General features: G+C 33.2%; 14 protein-coding genes. 6 read left to right on the top strand and 8 right to left on the bottom strand.

The window, feature by feature from the left end; genetic code table 11:
* Positions 1 to 278 precede the first annotated feature (278 nt).
* Positions 279 to 1,904, top strand: coding sequence for an ABC-F family ATP-binding cassette domain-containing protein (locus HM984_RS13620; RefSeq protein WP_115811892.1), 1,626 nt, complete (start codon positions 279 to 281; stop codon positions 1,902 to 1,904).
* A gap of 126 nt (positions 1,905 to 2,030) precedes the next feature.
* Here HM984_RS13620 and HM984_RS13625 read toward each other — a convergent pair whose 3' ends face one another.
* Positions 2,031 to 2,273, bottom strand: a complete 243-nt coding sequence (locus HM984_RS13625; protein WP_115811890.1) for a putative signal transducing protein — start codon at positions 2,271 to 2,273, stop codon at positions 2,031 to 2,033.
* 212 nt (positions 2,274 to 2,485) lie between these two features.
* Here HM984_RS13625 and katG point away from each other — a divergent pair, with 212 nt between their 5' ends.
* Both katG and HM984_RS13635 read left to right on the top strand, forming a co-directional pair.
* Complete coding sequence (katG, locus tag HM984_RS13630) at positions 2,486 to 4,717, top strand: catalase/peroxidase HPI (RefSeq protein WP_179349538.1); 2,232 nt, start codon at positions 2,486 to 2,488, stop codon at positions 4,715 to 4,717.
* Positions 4,718 to 4,791: 74 nt separating this feature from the next.
* Positions 4,792 to 5,265: an ankyrin repeat domain-containing protein gene (locus HM984_RS13635; RefSeq protein ID WP_179349539.1), complete on the top strand. Its 474-nt coding sequence runs from the start codon at positions 4,792 to 4,794 to the stop codon at positions 5,263 to 5,265.
* A 296-nt stretch (positions 5,266 to 5,561) separates the two neighbouring features.
* Here HM984_RS13635 and HM984_RS13640 read toward each other — a convergent pair whose 3' ends face one another.
* Both HM984_RS13640 and HM984_RS13645 read right to left on the bottom strand, forming a co-directional pair.
* Complete coding sequence (locus HM984_RS13640) at positions 5,562 to 6,452, bottom strand: hypothetical protein (RefSeq protein WP_179349540.1); 891 nt, start codon at positions 6,450 to 6,452, stop codon at positions 5,562 to 5,564.
* 382 nt (positions 6,453 to 6,834) lie between these two features.
* The gene (locus tag HM984_RS13645; RefSeq protein WP_115811882.1) at positions 6,835 to 7,200 is read right to left on the bottom strand and encodes a winged helix-turn-helix transcriptional regulator; all 366 of its coding nucleotides are present in this window, start codon (positions 7,198 to 7,200) and stop codon (positions 6,835 to 6,837) included.
* A gap of 118 nt (positions 7,201 to 7,318) precedes the next feature.
* Between HM984_RS13645 and HM984_RS13650 the strand changes: the two genes are divergently transcribed.
* The gene (locus HM984_RS13650) at positions 7,319 to 7,933 is read left to right on the top strand and encodes an FMN-dependent NADH-azoreductase (RefSeq protein ID WP_179349541.1); all 615 of its coding nucleotides are present in this window, start codon (positions 7,319 to 7,321) and stop codon (positions 7,931 to 7,933) included.
* A 226-nt stretch (positions 7,934 to 8,159) separates the two neighbouring features.
* Here HM984_RS13650 and HM984_RS13655 read toward each other — a convergent pair whose 3' ends face one another.
* Together HM984_RS13655 and HM984_RS13660 are read right to left on the bottom strand one after the other, a co-directional pair.
* Positions 8,160 to 8,867: a hypothetical protein gene (locus HM984_RS13655; protein ID WP_179349542.1), complete on the bottom strand. Its 708-nt coding sequence runs from the start codon at positions 8,865 to 8,867 to the stop codon at positions 8,160 to 8,162.
* 123 nt (positions 8,868 to 8,990) lie between these two features.
* Positions 8,991 to 9,545: a thioredoxin family protein gene (locus HM984_RS13660; protein WP_179349543.1), complete on the bottom strand. Its 555-nt coding sequence runs from the start codon at positions 9,543 to 9,545 to the stop codon at positions 8,991 to 8,993.
* 35 nt (positions 9,546 to 9,580) lie between these two features.
* On the opposite strand from HM984_RS13660, the gene HM984_RS13665 reads away from it, so the two are divergent.
* A complete protein-coding gene (locus HM984_RS13665; protein WP_115811874.1) occupies positions 9,581 to 9,916 on the top strand; it encodes a tRNA-binding protein in 336 nt (111 codons plus the stop codon).
* Positions 9,917 to 10,087: 171 nt separating this feature from the next.
* The gene (locus HM984_RS13670) at positions 10,088 to 10,237 is read left to right on the top strand and encodes a hypothetical protein (protein WP_179349544.1); all 150 of its coding nucleotides are present in this window, start codon (positions 10,088 to 10,090) and stop codon (positions 10,235 to 10,237) included.
* Here HM984_RS13670 and HM984_RS13675 read toward each other — a convergent pair.
* The 3 genes from HM984_RS13675 to HM984_RS13685 all read right to left on the bottom strand — a co-directional run bounded on the left by HM984_RS13675 (position 10,221) and on the right by HM984_RS13685 (position 15,022).
* Complete coding sequence (locus HM984_RS13675) at positions 10,221 to 12,728, bottom strand: M14 metallopeptidase family protein (protein WP_179349545.1); 2,508 nt, start codon at positions 12,726 to 12,728, stop codon at positions 10,221 to 10,223. The two genes, HM984_RS13670 and HM984_RS13675, sit on opposite strands and share 17 nt — an antisense overlap.
* 85 nt (positions 12,729 to 12,813) lie before the next feature.
* The gene (locus HM984_RS13680; protein WP_115811870.1) at positions 12,814 to 13,203 is read right to left on the bottom strand and encodes a PUR family DNA/RNA-binding protein; all 390 of its coding nucleotides are present in this window, start codon (positions 13,201 to 13,203) and stop codon (positions 12,814 to 12,816) included.
* Positions 13,204 to 13,267: 64 nt separating this feature from the next.
* A complete protein-coding gene (locus HM984_RS13685) occupies positions 13,268 to 15,022 on the bottom strand; it encodes an ABC transporter ATP-binding protein (protein ID WP_115811868.1) in 1,755 nt (584 codons plus the stop codon).
* Positions 15,023 to 15,028: the final 6 nt, after the last annotated feature.

Raw genomic sequence — 15,028 nt, forward strand, 5'->3', positions numbered from 1 at the left:
TATTAGTAAGTCTTATAATTTCAACCAAATGCAGAAATATTAGTTGTTTTACAACAGCTACTTAATAGTATTGGCGAGTTTTAGAGTCTTAGTTGTGTAACCATTTTATACCTAAGTGTTGTATTTAGTTTAAGAAACATCTTTCAATTTAAATTTTACCACTTTTTTAAGATTCATAATGCTGTAAAATAGCAGATTTTGGGTTTAATTTTCTACTTTTGCAATCTCAAAAATTCGCCTTCATTTATAGTAAGGTTAATAGATTAAAATTTAAAGACATGTTATCAGTTTCTAATCTTTCAGTTCAATTTGGAAAACGCATACTTTTTGACGAAGTAAGCACCACATTTAATAATGGTAATTGCTATGGTATTATTGGTGCCAATGGTGCCGGAAAATCTACATTTTTAAAGATTATAGCAGGCAAAATGGATCCAACATCAGGAAGCGTTCATTTAGAGCCAGGTAAACGTATGTCTGTTTTAGAGCAGAATCACAATTTACATGATGAAGACACTGTTCTAGAAACCATATTAAAAGGAAATAAGCCTTTATATAAATTAAAATCTCAGCTAGATGCGCTTTATGCAGATTACACAGATGAAAATGCTGAGAAAATAGGAGAGCTTCAGGTACAGTTTGAAGAAATGAATGGATGGAATGCCGATAGTGATGCTGCAGCCATGTTATCAAACTTGGGTATAAAGGAAGATTACCACTATACCTTAATGAAGGATTTAGACGGTAAGCAAAAAGTACGTGTCTTATTAGCACAAGCTTTATTCGGAAATCCAGATTTGTTAATCATGGATGAGCCTACCAATGATTTAGATTACGAAACGATCTCTTGGTTAGAAAATTTCTTAGCAAATTATGAAAGCTGCGTTATTGTAGTCTCTCACGATAGACACTTTTTAGATTCAGTTTGTACACATATTTCTGATATTGATTTTGGGAAAATCAACCATTTCTCAGGTAACTATACCTTTTGGTATGAGTCGTCTCAATTAGCGGCAAGACAACATGCACAACAGAATAAAAAGGCAGAAGAAAAGAAAAAAGAATTAGAAGATTTTATTCGTCGTTTCTCTGCTAACGTAGCTAAATCTAAGCAAGCTACGAGTAGAAAGAAGATGATTGAAAAATTAAATATTTCAGACATTAAACGTTCTAGTCGTCGTTATCCTGCAATTATTTTTGAGCGCGATCGCGAAGCTGGAGATCAGATTTTAAATGTACAAGGCTTATCAGCTAGTTTAGAAAATGAGGTTTTATTTAGCAATATTGATATCAACCTGAATAAAGGAGATAAAGTGGTAGTATACTCTAAAGATTCCAGAGCCACCACAGCTTTTTATCAAATATTAAATGGGAAAGAACAGGCAGACTCTGGAAAATTTGATTGGGGAGTAACCACAAATCAATCCTATTTGCCATTAGACAACAGCGACTTTTTTAAAAATAAATTATCACTTGTTGATTGGTTACGTCAATGGGCACAAACAGAAGAGGAGCGAGAGGAAGTAAATATTAGAGGCTTCCTTGGAAAGATGATTTTTAGTGGAGAGGAAGCTTTAAAAACATCAGATGTTTTATCTGGTGGTGAAAAAGTGCGTTGTATGCTAAGTCGTATGATGATGATGAGAGCTAACGTATTAATGTTAGATGAACCAACCAACCACTTAGATTTAGAAAGTATAACAGCGTTTAACAATTCGCTAACGAACTTTAAAGGCACCATCATGTTAACAACACATGATCATGAGTTTGCGCAAACCGTTGGTAATAGAATTATAGAATTAACACCAAATGGAGTTATTGATCGTTACATGACGTTTGATGAGTACATGAGTGATAAAAAGATAAAAGAACAACGTGAAAAGATGTATGGAGCAACTGTTTAAAACCATCTTATTACCTTGAAATATAAATGCTGATATTTAAAAAATATCAGCATTTTTTTTGTTTTAATCTGAAGTACTTATTATTAATAGTAAAGGTTTATAAAACTAATCTAGTTGCTTTCTTTATTAAGAAGCAGCTTCCATTTCAGCTTTCACTCTATTTACAATAACCATAGCTTTATCTAATTCATCGTTATGAACATAAAGGTCTTGGTAGCCTTGGTTCATTGACGCGTAACCTGCTAAACGTTGCGATTCTCCTTCATCTTTAACAATCGGGACAATGCCAACGTGTTCTAATTCATCTTTAACTCGTGTAACTAAAATGAAATTTCCGTAGTAAACTTTTGTATATTCTGTAGTGCTCATAATGATATGTTTTAATTGCTGATTAAAAGTTACGAAATTTTTTGAAACTAATTATTAAATAAATCATAATTTTATTCGCATTAGCTATGGCGTTTTGTTTTTGTATAGTTTTTGGCTATCAAAAAATAAATTAAAAAAATGTGTATCTTATGCCTAAAAGTATATTAAGACATAATTTTATAAAAAATTAAAACAAATAAAACTTGTAATACATGGAAAAGAATCCACACTCAAACGACGCTCCCCAAGGCAAAAATTTCGATATTAATGAAAGCGCAGCTAAATGTCCCTACTTAAGTGGCACAACAAAACACACTGCTGGAGGTGGTGTTGAAAATAGAGATTGGTGGCCAAACGAATTAAAACTTAATATTTTACGTCAAAATGCAACGAAGTCTAATCCGATGGGAGACGATTTTAATTATGCTGAAGCGTTTAATAGCTTAGATTTTGATGCGCTTAAAAAAGATGTTACTGATTTAATGACCGATTCGCAAGATTGGTGGCCTGCAGATTATGGACATTATGGTGGCTTAATGATTAGAATGGCTTGGCATAGTGCAGGAACGTACAGAGTCGGAGATGGAAGAGGTGGAGCAGGAGCCGGAAACCAACGTTTTGCACCTATTAATAGTTGGCCAGATAATGGCAACTTAGATAAAGCCAGATTGTTATTATGGCCTATTAAACAAAAATATGGCAACAAGATTTCTTGGGCAGATTTAATGATTCTTGCCGGAAACTGTGCCTTAGAATCTATGGGTTTTCCAACATTTGGTTATGCCGGTGGACGAGAAGATGTATGGGAACCAGAACAAGATACGTATTGGGGAAGTGAAACCGTTTGGGGTGAGAATGAAGCACGTTATGAAGATGGTGATTTAGAAGATCCATTAGCAGCGGTAATGATGGGATGGATTTATGTGAATCCAGAAGGACCAGATGGAAACCCGGATCCGATGGGTTCTGCAAAAGATGTGAGACAAACATTTGCAAGAATGGCCATGAATGATGAAGAAACCGTAGCACTTGTCGCTGGTGGACATACGTTTGGTAAAGCACATGGTGCGGCAGATCCTAATGATTATGTTGGAAAAGAACCACATGGTGCCCCTATTGAAGAAATGAGTACAGGATGGAAGAATTCATTTGGGACAGGTGTTTTAGATGATACCATTACAAGTGGCATAGAAGGCGCATGGACACCAAACCCGACACGTTGGGATAATGAGTATTTTGATGTTTTATTAAATTATGATTGGGAATTAACTAAAAGTCCGGCCGGTGCACACCAATGGAAGCCAACAGCGGCTTCTAATGCTAAAAGAGCACCAAAAGCAGGTGATGCTAATGCTACACAAGGATTAATGATGACTACGGCAGATATTGCACTTAAAGTAGATCCTATTTATCTAGAAATTTCTAAACGTTTTCATGCCGATCATAAAGCTTTTGAAGATGCCTTTGCACGTGCTTGGTATAAATTAACGCATAGAGATATGGGACCAATTTCTCGTTATTTAGGTCCTGAAATTCCTAAAGAAGAATTACTATGGCAAGATCCTGTGCCAACGGTAGATTATTCGTTAAGCGATGCTGATGTGTCTACCTTAAAAGGTTTGATAGCGGATTCAGGGTTAACGATTTCTCAAATGGTAACGACAGCTTGGGCGTCTGCATCAACTTATAGAGGTTCTGATAAAAGAGGTGGAGCTAACGGTTCACGTTTACGTCTAGAACCACAACGCAGTTGGGAGGTTAATAATCCTGCAGAATTGAATAAGGTATTATCAGTATTAGAAGGTATTAAAACTGATTTTAAAGGAGAGGTGTCTATAGCTGATTTAATTGTTTTAGCCGGAAATGTAGGAGTAGAGCAAGCCGCGAAGAATGCAGGTGTTACTGTTTCTCTAAGTTTTGCAGATGGTAGAGGAGATGCTACACAAGAACAAACAGATATTGAAGCTTTTGATTATTTAGAACCTTTAGCGGATGGTTTTAGAAATTATATAAAATCTGATTTAAAAATAGCCGCCGAAGATTTATTAATCGATCGTGCGAACTTATTGACGCTATCAGTGCCAGAAATGACCGTTTTAGTTGGTGGATTACGTGTGTTAGGTGCTAATTATGATGGTTCTAATAATGGAGTGTTTACGGGTACGGTTGGTCATTTAACTAACGATTTCTTTAAGACTATTCTTGATTTTACCTACACATGGAAAGCAACGTCAGAAGACGATCGCTTTTTTGAAGGTCGCAACCGCAAAACAGGAGACGTAAAATTTAAAGGCACACGTGCAGATTTAATTTTTGGATCTAATACAGAATTAAGAGCTATTGCTGAAGTGTACGGAGCAAACGATGGCCAAGAGCGCTTTGTAAAAGATTTCGCTGCCGCTTGGACTAAAGTGATGCATTTAGATCGCTTTGATTTAAAATAATTAAGTGAATTAATAAGTAGAGTACAAAAGGAGTGGGCTTAAAAACTCATTCCTTTTTATTTAAACAACATAACATGAAGAAAGATATAGATGTGTTTTTTGAGGCGATTCGGTCTGGAGATAAAGACCGATTAGAAGCTTTAATAAACATAAACCCGAAATTAATTGGAGAAAAGGACGCTCGTGGATTTACTCCGCTCATTTTAGCAACCTATTTTGATAATGATGTGGCCACAGAAATACTGATCAATAACAAGGCAGATCTTAATGCTAAAGACGCTTCAGGGAACACTGCTTTAATTGGTGTTAGTTTTAAAGGCAATATTGCTTTAGCAACCACTTTATTAGAACATGGAGCCGATATTAATGCGGTTAATACTAATGGCATCACAGCTTTGACATTTGCTACGCAATACAATAAAATTGATATTGTAAAACTGCTTTTAGAACATAACGCAGATACTAGCATTAAAGATTCTGATGGCAAGACGGCTTTAGACTATGCTAAAGACAAACACTATAATGAGATTGTGGCGCTTTTAGAATAACAGCCATTTTACCACAATTAAAAACTGAGTTTAAAATAGGCTTGTTAGAGCTTTTATTAAACTCAGTTTTTTTGTTCATTATAGTAAAATGAGGCTCAATACTGTCTTTTACTAATGGCTTTGGGTTATGTGACCTTAGTTTTAGCTATATCTAAGGTGCTATAAGCTTGCTGTAAATACATTATAACCATGCTATAACCACGCTATAACCTGTTTTTTGTTTTATAGTTTTATTGAACAAAATACGATGATGGTTTGGGTAAATTAGTAAATTATACGGGTTGTATGAAGACGTGTTATTTTTTCAATTTCATTACCTCTTCCAACAATGGTGCGAGTCCGTTTTCTGTTATGGTGTCATTATTCCAAAAGCTCAGAACACAACTCACATAATTTCCTCTAACTTCAGTTGCAACATAGTAAATTGTTAATGTTTTTCCGCCAGACATACGTGCCAAAACAGATGTAATTCCTGTAAAGTCATATATTACTTTTTTTGCTTTAGTATCTGTTCCTTCAAATTGAATATCAACTATCTCTTCTGAAATTACTTTTCCACTTTTTCTTGATTTTGTTATTGCTAATTGTTGCGCAACAGTGTTTTGTGCGTCCTCTAAATCTTTATGAACAGACCAATTCATTTCACCATAATAAGGACATTGCACGGTATTTACGTTCGTCCAACTACAATTAGATCCCAGTTTTATTTTCCTTCCAGCGAAATTGATACTATCAATTTTCATTGACGCATAATTTTCATTTGGTATTGTTTTTTCAATTATCGATTTTATAATTGTATGCTCAAATGCTTTATCTCTTTTATTAATAGCGCTAAATTGAATAATTGTAATTCGTTTGTCTTTGTTTTCTATGAAATAAAAAGTGTTGTTTTGAACTAATTCCTCAGTGATTTCTTTGTCATTAGTGACGAAATAATTATTAAATGCTAATTGATCATCTTTGGTTTTATTCTCGTCTTTTTTGACGGCATATTTGCGATACACTTTTTTCAATCCTTTTTCAGTAAAAGGGTAATTTAAGGTTTCACTGGTTATAGTAAATCCATCACTATTGTAAAACGTTAAACCATTGTTACTAATGGCTTGTAATCTGTTGAAAATACTGTCGTTTTGAGCCAATGAGATTGTCATGGTAAACAGTAAAATTAATGTTGAAATTTTTCTCATTTAGTGTGCTTTGTTTTAACGTTTCGGCGGTGGAGGATTTTGCCTTGTTTTATTAAGTCCATAAAAATGCAAACTTTCAGAGTATAAATGAATTGCAATTTTTTTTCAAAAGCTATTTTTTTATTTCGGTATTTCTCTTTTTTCGTCCTTAATTAGTGTCTCCCAAGTAATTTTTTCAAGAGAGAATCTTTTTTCTTAGGTCGTCTTTAAAGTACAGGCAAAGCCCATTGATAAAAAATCAGTTCTTATCGTTTTTTTAATTCATCCACATTTCTAGAAACTACAATTTCTGTGATACGCTTAGCCTTAATTTATATTATTTTTAATCCGTATTTTGTTTGTGGTTTTACCTCATTACTTAATGCTTTTTTGGGCATAGTTGTTATTCGTTCCTAATTTTGTTTCTATGAGTTAATCCCCAATCTCTCATTGTCTCAATTACTTTATCTAATGATTTGCCATAATCCGTAAGGCTATACTCAACAGAAACAGGCATAGTGTTAAATACCTCTCTGTTTATTAATCCATTTATTTCTAGTTCCTTTAATTCCTTGGATAACATTCTTGGGGTTATTCCTTCAATTTGTCGTTCTAATTCTTTAAATCTATGAATTTTAAAAGAAAGCGCTATAATAATAGGTAATCTCCACTTCCCTCCAATTATGTCTATAACATCTCGAACAGGAAGAATAAATTTTTTACATTCTGTAGGTGTATAAATAGGCGTTTCGCTCTTTTTTTTGTTCATTTTCAGATTTACTTTAACACTATACTATACTAAAGGATACTGGTATACTTTAGTGTAGCGCTATATTATGTATAGCTAATTTAGTATAAATTTGTTCATAATTATCAAAAAAAATAAAATGAAAAAAACGTTAATTTTAAGTTACACTCCAAGAGATAATTCAAATACAAAAAAAATGCTTGATTTCTTTATCGAAAATAATCAAGAAAAAACAGAAATTACATTAGTTGATTTAACGGAGGAAGCTCCAGATTTGTTATTAAAAGAAAATTTGAATCTTTATGTAAATAGAAATTTTGGTGGCGCAGAACTTACTGATGAACAACAGAGCGTTTTGGCTAAAAACGATAAAATGATGCAACAATTATTAGATACAGATTTTGTTGTCTTGGCTAGTCCGATGTATAATTTTTCGATACCTGCAACAGTAAAAGCTTGGTTTGATGCTGTTATACAGGCCGGAAAAACTTTTGGATATACTGAAAATGGTATTAAAGGGTTATGTGAAGATACAAAAGCTTTGATATTAATGACAAGTGGAAGTGATTTTGGAATGGAACCTTATAAAGATGTTAATTTTGCAACTCCTTTCTTAATAACGGCTTTTGATTTTCTTGGGATTCCCGCTGAAGCCATTAATAAGTTTGGGATGATACAGTATGCAGACAAATCTGAACAAATGATTGCGGAAGCTAAAGAAGATATAAAAATGGTAAGTGATAAATGGTATTAACGCCGATTAACTTTGAATACTATTAATAATAGTAAGTTTATTCAGTCTTTCCCTTTTCAGGCAAAGCAATTATTTTAGTTCAGATAAGGGGGGTTATGTCTAATACACCTGTTTAATAGCTAGTTACGTGGTCTAATAACTAAGTTAGCAAACATTTACGATTCCTTGAGAATTCCAAAGGAATTTTCGCAAGTAAGCTCTAAAAAGCAATTAATTATACAGCATGTTAGCTGTGATTTTTATTTTTTCTAAATATTATTATGAGGTCAGTAAATGGATATGCTAATGAGACAATAATTCCAAATACACCGAGTGTTTTAGACTTAAATATTGCTCCAGGCAAAAATGCTGTTATCGAAAAAATTAGAATGAATAAGCAAAAAGGATAGAGAAGAAGTCTTGTCAAAATCTTCATAAAAGTCCATTCTTTAATATTTTCTTTTTTTAATTCCGTTTTCGGTTTGTTTATAAGTTCAGGGTTATTAATCCGTTCTATATTTTCTATAGCTTCTTTTAGTTCGTCTGTCAAAATTTTTGTTTCGTACTTTTTGGCTTTTGACATTACTAAATGCAATAAAGTTCCAATTACAGAAATTCCGATTATTCCAATAAAGGCGGTCTTAAATTCAGACGTAAATAACAAAACCAAAGGAAGTAAAAGGAAAAAACCGATTGATATATTATTCAGAAGTTTGTAAAAAGGATTGTTCTTCGTTTTAATTCCGTTCAATTCTCCATTTTGATCAAAAGTCAGATGAAAAATTGGATATGCTCCTCGTAAAAAATGTACTGATCTCCAAATCAGAAGTTCATTCGGTTTTATTTCTCCGCTGTATTTTGTGGTGTTAAAAATAAACACATCATTCCAATGATTTTTCAGAGTGCTTTTTTTGTTCTGAATTATTAATTTTTCGATGTCTTTTTTTTCTACCATAAAGTTGGTTCAAATTACAGCTAACTAGTTGTATAAGTTTATGTTATGTCCTATTCTGTTTTCTGAATATCAGGACTTTTTGATGCTGTTACTTATAGTAAATCTAGTTTATTGATGTCCTGGTTATAGCCATTTAATATTACATCCCATACTTGGTTTTTGGTTTGAGTTTACAGCTTCTTTATTAATTAGCGCATTCATGGCTGCTCTTATATCTTTTCCTGTTACGGGTTTGCCATTTCCTGGTCTAGAATCATCTAATTGACCTGTGTAAACTAATTTTAAATCGGTGTCAAATAAGAAAAAATCTGGAGTGCAGGCAGCGTTATATGCTTTGGCAACTTCTTGAGTTTGGTCGTACAAATACGGGAAGATATAGTCGTTGTCTATGGCATTCTTAGTCATTAATTCTGGACGATCTTGTGGGTAATTCTTTGCATCATTACTAGAAATTGCAATACAATTAATCCCTTTAGATATGTAATCTTTTGCTAGTCGGGATAATTCTGAACTCACATGAATTACAAAAGGGCAGTGGTTACAAATAAACATAACCAAAGTTGCCGTAGTTCCTTTGAGTTCGTTGAGTGATTTTTTGGTGTTATCTACGGTGTCTATTAAATTGAAATCTGGTGCTTTTGTGCCTAAAGGCAACATATTAGATTCTGTTCGGGCCATTATATTATATCTGTTTTATTCGTTAATTTTACTAAATGGAAAAGATAATAACATTTGAAGACTTTACAAAGGTAGATTTACGAATAGGAACAATTATAGAAGTAAATGATTTTCCAAATGCGCGTCGTCCTGCGTATCAATTGGTAATAGATTTTGGAGCATTGGGTATCAAAAAATCTTCTGCTCAAATTACAACACAATACCAAAAAGAAGATTTAATTAATCGACAAATAGTAGCTGTCGTTAATTTTCCTAAAAAGCAGATTGCTAATTTTATGAGCGAATGCTTAGTGGTTGGAGCCGTAAAAGCAGATGATGTGTTTTTGTTACATCCTGAGATTAAAGTTAAGAACGGGATGTCAGTGTCTTAGTTTTTTTTAGTTTTAAAGTTTTATAGTTTCAGAGGTTCAAAGTTTATGAGTTTCTGAGTTTTGAAGTTTCTAAGTTTCTAAGTTTCTAAGTTTTTGAGTTTTTGAGTTTTGAAATTTCAACATTTAAGATGAACATTGGGGGGCATGCTTTTTAAAAAGTTGATATAATGGATGATAAAAACATTTCAAGATTATAATATTAGATCTCATAAAAATATTATTTTCAACAACCAACAACCAACAACCAACAACCAACAACCAACAACCAACAACCAACAACCAACAATCAACAATCAACAACCAACTACATCTCCTCTCTAAAGAAAATAGCATTCATCAATAACTTATTAGTCCCATACCAAAAGGCTCTAAAATTAGTATTGTCTGTAAAACCAATGATAGTTCCTCTACCAATTTTTCCAATTTTAAAAGGAACTGATTGACTAATGCTATCGAGATTTTGTTCTGAAATATAACCGCTTAACAATGGGTTTTTACTGTATTGAATAGGATTGTTATAACTGTTCTTATCTTCATTTATAAATAATGTTGAATTTCTAAACACCGCTAATTTATCATTCTTGTATCCGAAATTAATAGGATGGGAGCGATCTAATTCCGTTTCAAAAATAGCACCTCCAATAACTTGTGCTCCTCTAAAATCTCTGCGTTCTTCGTGGCTAATATTTTTTGCGATGAGTTTACTTTTCTTAAAATCAAATGCCATTAATTTTTTAGAATTCAACCATTTTAAAGTGTTTTTATAGGCTACTAAAGTACCACCATCCTTAATCCAAGATTGCAATTTTTTTGTGTTGTTCGCATCTAAACCAGAATTAGAATTTACCATGATTATTGTATTGTAACGGCTTAAATCTGCTCTACTCATACTTTTAGTGTCTAGTTTCGTAGCTATAATATCATAACGTGTATCAAATAAATGCCATATTTCACCAGCATCGTAAGAGGTCATTCCGTCACCAACTAAAAGTGCGATTTTTGGTAATTCTAAATTGCTGAAATTCCGGCTTCCTAAGTCAATACCTTCGTTTAAACCTGTAGAAACAACATCAATTTTAATATGGCTGTCTTGTGCTGTTTTATTTAAAAAGTTATAGATTTCAGTAGTGCTTAAATCTTGGTTTTTTGCAGGAATCATAATCGTACCATAATCGTATGATTTGCCATTAGCCTTAAAACGCTTTAAGGCCACTTTAGCTCTTAAGCCTTTCTTTAAAATTGAATTTAAAAGTTTAGGAGAATAGTATTCGTGCCACTCAAATAAGTAAGCGTATTCACTTTTAGAATCAACACCTCCATTTAGGTGTTCTAAATTGGTGACTTCATTTCCTGCATTTGCAGTCGTTGTTTCTGTATAATCTAAATTAAACGCTAATGGGAATGTCCAAGCAGAAATATCATAAAACAAGCTGTCTTCAAAAGTTGTTCGTTTTTCGAACATGGCATTTATCAATCGTGTGTTTTTTTGATTTTTTGGAACCACATAACTATACCCTTTCTTGTAATTCTTCCCGTTCTTTGAAAAATCAGATTTTAAGTCGTGAAATGTAATACGATGACGTTTTAATATTTCGGCTAAATGATACGTTTTAGCTGCATCTTTCTCATCCCCAAAAACTATCGCATTTTTACCTTCTTTAGAGGCTTCTGCTCTGGCATTCTTAAAGAAATTATGCTGATATTCTAGAATATCTTTTCGCATAGCACTTGCAGCGGCAAGCGTTGAAAAAGCAGCTGTATATTGATTTTTAATCGTGAATGGAAAAGTTAGTAAACCATTCTCACTTTCTTGCACATGACCACGAGAACTTGCTTGTTCAAACAATATCCCAATACCTCCATTAATATCTGGAAAGGTTGAGCCTTTTCCGTAGTAGAAATCATCAAAACTTTCTTCAGAATAATACAAAGAGCCAATTTTATCTAAAGCTTTAGCATGATATGTTGCAATACCTTTTGTGAGATCTTGGTTTAATTGTGGAGTTAACGGATGTGTACGTGATGGGATGCCTGGTTGAAAAAAGAAACTAGTGTTGGTACCCATTTCATGATGATCCGTTAAGATATTAGGCATCCAATTATGAAACGTTTCTATGCGTGCTCTAGATTCTGGTAACTGTACCGGTAACCAATCTCTGTTCATGTCAAACCAATAATGATTGGTACGCGAACCAGGCCAAACTTCGCTGTATTCTCTGTCGTTAGGATCTGGATTTAGATTAATATTTTTATTGGTATTGGCCCAATACGCAAAACGTTGTAAACCATCTGGGTTTAAAGATGGATCTAATAATATAACTGTATTCTTTAATAAATCCTCAATTTCTGCACCTTCTGCAGCAGCTAAATAATAAGCGACTAATAATGCCGCATTTGAGCCACTTGGTTCATTACCATGAATGGAAAAGCCTTGATACACCACAATCGGGCGGTTTTTTGTGTTAGCAGAATTTGATTCTGTTGCTTCAATATGTGCTGACTGAATAGCATCTAAATTTTCATGGTTTTCTACAGCTGTAATAGTCAGTAGTAATAGTGGTCTGCCTTCAAACGTTTTGCCTCTATCCTCAATTGTAATTCTATCGGACGCATTTGCAAGGGCTTTCATGTACTCAGCGAGTTTATCGTGAGTAATGTGCCATTCTCCAACATTATGACCAATCACGCTTTGTGGTGTTGGTATCTCTGGGTTTAATTCCGCATTCTGAGGTAAATAATAAGATAGTTCTGTTTGCGATTGCGAAAAGAGGGTTGTGGTCGCTAGAATTAAAAGTAAAAGGATACGTTGCATAGTACGGAAGGTTGGTTAGAGTCTAAAAATAAAAAAACCTTGACATAATTGTCAAGGTTTAGTGTTATTTAACAGAAGCTAATTTTTAAATATCGTCGAAACTGATATCTGTAAAGCTGTCTATGTTTTTTGTGTCTTCAGGTGTTTTTGCTTCTTGAGTTACAAAATCATCTTCGCGTTTAAAGTCTTTTTGGTGACGTTCGCTAATGACTTCCTGACCTTTTTCGTTAATGATATAATCAGTCATTTCAGATAAGATTTCTTTAAACTCAGTAAAATCTTCTTTATATAAGTAGATTTTATGCTTTTTGTAATGAAAAGAACCATCGTCATTCGTGAATTTTTTACTCTCAGTAACCGTCAAATAATAATCACCAGCTTTTGTAGCTCTAACATCAAAGAAATAGGTTCTTCTTCCTGCACGTAATACTTTAGAATATATTTCTTCCTTATCCATCATTTCATAATCACTCATAACTCAATCTATTTTTTATTTCAATCCAAAAATCTAAAAAAAAACTTACCTAAACAACAAATAATTACATTTCTTTTTCAGAGAGTTGTTTGTTATATAATTCCTTGTAGTAGCCATTTGTATTCATAAGGCTTTCGTGATTTCCAGACTCTATCACTTTTCCTTCATCTAAAACAATAATACGGTCTGCATTTTTTGCAGAAGACACACGATGGCTTACTATAATCGTAGTTTTATCCTTGGTCAGTTTAACAAGATTTTTAAGAATTTTTTCTTCTGTTTCGGTATCTACAGCAGATAAACAATCGTCAAATAACAAAATATCTGGCTTTTTAATGATGGCTCTAGCAATAGAAACACGTTGTTTCTGACCACCAGATAATGTAATACCACGTTCACCTAAAATAGTATCGTAGCCTTTAGTAAAACCGATGATATTTTTATGAACTTTAGCGTTTTGTGCAGCTTCAATAACATCATCATCCGTAGCATCTTCTTTTCCAAATTTGATGTTGTTTTTTATAGTATCAGAAAACAAGAATGCATCTTGTGGTACATAACCAATGCTGTTTCTTAGGCTGAAAAGATTCAAATCAGAAATACGCGTATCATCAATTAAAATAGAACCTTTATCGATATCATATAAGCGACCAATTAAATCTAAAATGGTTGATTTTCCTGAACCTGTATTCCCTAAAATAGCTAAAGTTTCTCCTGATTTTAAGGTGAAACTTACATCTTTTAAAGCTTCAATATTGGTGTCTGGGTATACAAAAGATACATTTTTAAATTCGATATCCCCTTTAATAGGAGTTAATTCTTTCGCATTGTTTTTAATATCAGGTTCAGTATCTAAAAACTCATTGATACGTTCTTGCGAAGCTTCAGCTTGCTGAATTAAAGAGGTTACCCAGCCTACAGTAGCAACTGGCCATGTTAATAAATTGACATAAATAATAAACTCAGCAATGGTACCTATTTGTTCAATTTCGCCATTCATATATTGCATACCGCCAACATAAATAACAATAAGGTTACTAATCCCAATTAGTAAAATCATCATTGGAAAAAACAAAGCTTGTACCTTCGTAAGATTAATTTGTTTTTGACGGTTTTCTGCTGAAAGGTTTTCAAATTCTAGATTTGTTCTAGGTTCAATACCGTAAGATTTTATAACCGAAATGCCACTAAATGTTTCTTGCGAATACGTAGAAAGTGTAGAAAGTGATTGTTGCACAATAGTACTTCGCTTGTTAATTAAACGACTTAATTTGTATATAACGGCCGATAAAAAGGGTAGAGGAAGTAGTGTATATAATGTTAATGTAGGTGACCTATCGATCATATAAATTATGGCAACGGCAAATAAAGTAATGGTGTTAATGGTATACATTATAGCCGGACCAACGTACATTCTTACTTTTCCAACGTCTTCACTGATACGGTTCATTAAATCACCAGTTCGGTTCGATTTGTAAAATTTTAAAGACAGAATTTGGTAATGCTGATAGATTTCATTTTTAAGGTCAAATTCGATGTAACGCGATACGTTAATGATGGTTTGACGCATTAAAAAAGTAAATATTCCTGCGATAATAGCCGCTCCAACCAGGTAGAAAACGTTAATCATTAACTCACTTCTAAAAATTTCATCGGAAATTTTTCCATCCAATCGGTCAGAAACAATATTAATTGATGCGCCGACTAATCGCGGTGTGAAAAGGGCAAAGATCTTGGCAACGATGGTAATAAGGATGCCAATGATTATGCGGAATCTGTACTTGTAAAAATATTTATTAAGATGTTTTAGTGCCTTCATTCTATG

The sequence above is a fragment of the Winogradskyella pacifica genome, assembly GCF_013403915.1.
In the GTDB taxonomy this organism is placed as follows: domain Bacteria; phylum Bacteroidota; class Bacteroidia; order Flavobacteriales; family Flavobacteriaceae; genus Winogradskyella; species Winogradskyella pacifica.

Excerpts from the sequence above, each read along its gene's own strand:
- HM984_RS13620 (WP_115811892.1), top strand. The coding sequence starts at position 279 with ATGTTATCAGTTTCTAATCTTTCAGTTCAATTTGGAAAACGCATACTT.
- HM984_RS13625 (WP_115811890.1), bottom strand. The coding sequence starts at position 2,273 with ATGAGCACTACAGAATATACAAAAGTTTACTACGGAAATTTCATTTTA.
- katG (WP_179349538.1), top strand. The coding sequence starts at position 2,486 with ATGGAAAAGAATCCACACTCAAACGACGCTCCCCAAGGCAAAAATTTC.
- HM984_RS13635 (WP_179349539.1), top strand. The coding sequence starts at position 4,792 with ATGAAGAAAGATATAGATGTGTTTTTTGAGGCGATTCGGTCTGGAGAT.
- HM984_RS13640 (WP_179349540.1), bottom strand. The coding sequence starts at position 6,452 with ATGAGAAAAATTTCAACATTAATTTTACTGTTTACCATGACAATCTCA.
- HM984_RS13645 (WP_115811882.1), bottom strand. The coding sequence starts at position 7,200 with ATGAACAAAAAAAAGAGCGAAACGCCTATTTATACACCTACAGAATGT.
- HM984_RS13650 (WP_179349541.1), top strand. The coding sequence starts at position 7,319 with ATGAAAAAAACGTTAATTTTAAGTTACACTCCAAGAGATAATTCAAAT.
- HM984_RS13655 (WP_179349542.1), bottom strand. The coding sequence starts at position 8,867 with ATGGTAGAAAAAAAAGACATCGAAAAATTAATAATTCAGAACAAAAAA.
- HM984_RS13660 (WP_179349543.1), bottom strand. The coding sequence starts at position 9,545 with ATGGCCCGAACAGAATCTAATATGTTGCCTTTAGGCACAAAAGCACCA.
- HM984_RS13665 (WP_115811874.1), top strand. The coding sequence starts at position 9,581 with ATGGAAAAGATAATAACATTTGAAGACTTTACAAAGGTAGATTTACGA.
- HM984_RS13670 (WP_179349544.1), top strand. The coding sequence starts at position 10,088 with ATGATAAAAACATTTCAAGATTATAATATTAGATCTCATAAAAATATT.
- HM984_RS13675 (WP_179349545.1), bottom strand. The coding sequence starts at position 12,728 with ATGCAACGTATCCTTTTACTTTTAATTCTAGCGACCACAACCCTCTTT.
- HM984_RS13680 (WP_115811870.1), bottom strand. The coding sequence starts at position 13,203 with ATGAGTGATTATGAAATGATGGATAAGGAAGAAATATATTCTAAAGTA.
- HM984_RS13685 (WP_115811868.1), bottom strand. The coding sequence starts at position 15,022 with ATGAAGGCACTAAAACATCTTAATAAATATTTTTACAAGTACAGATTC.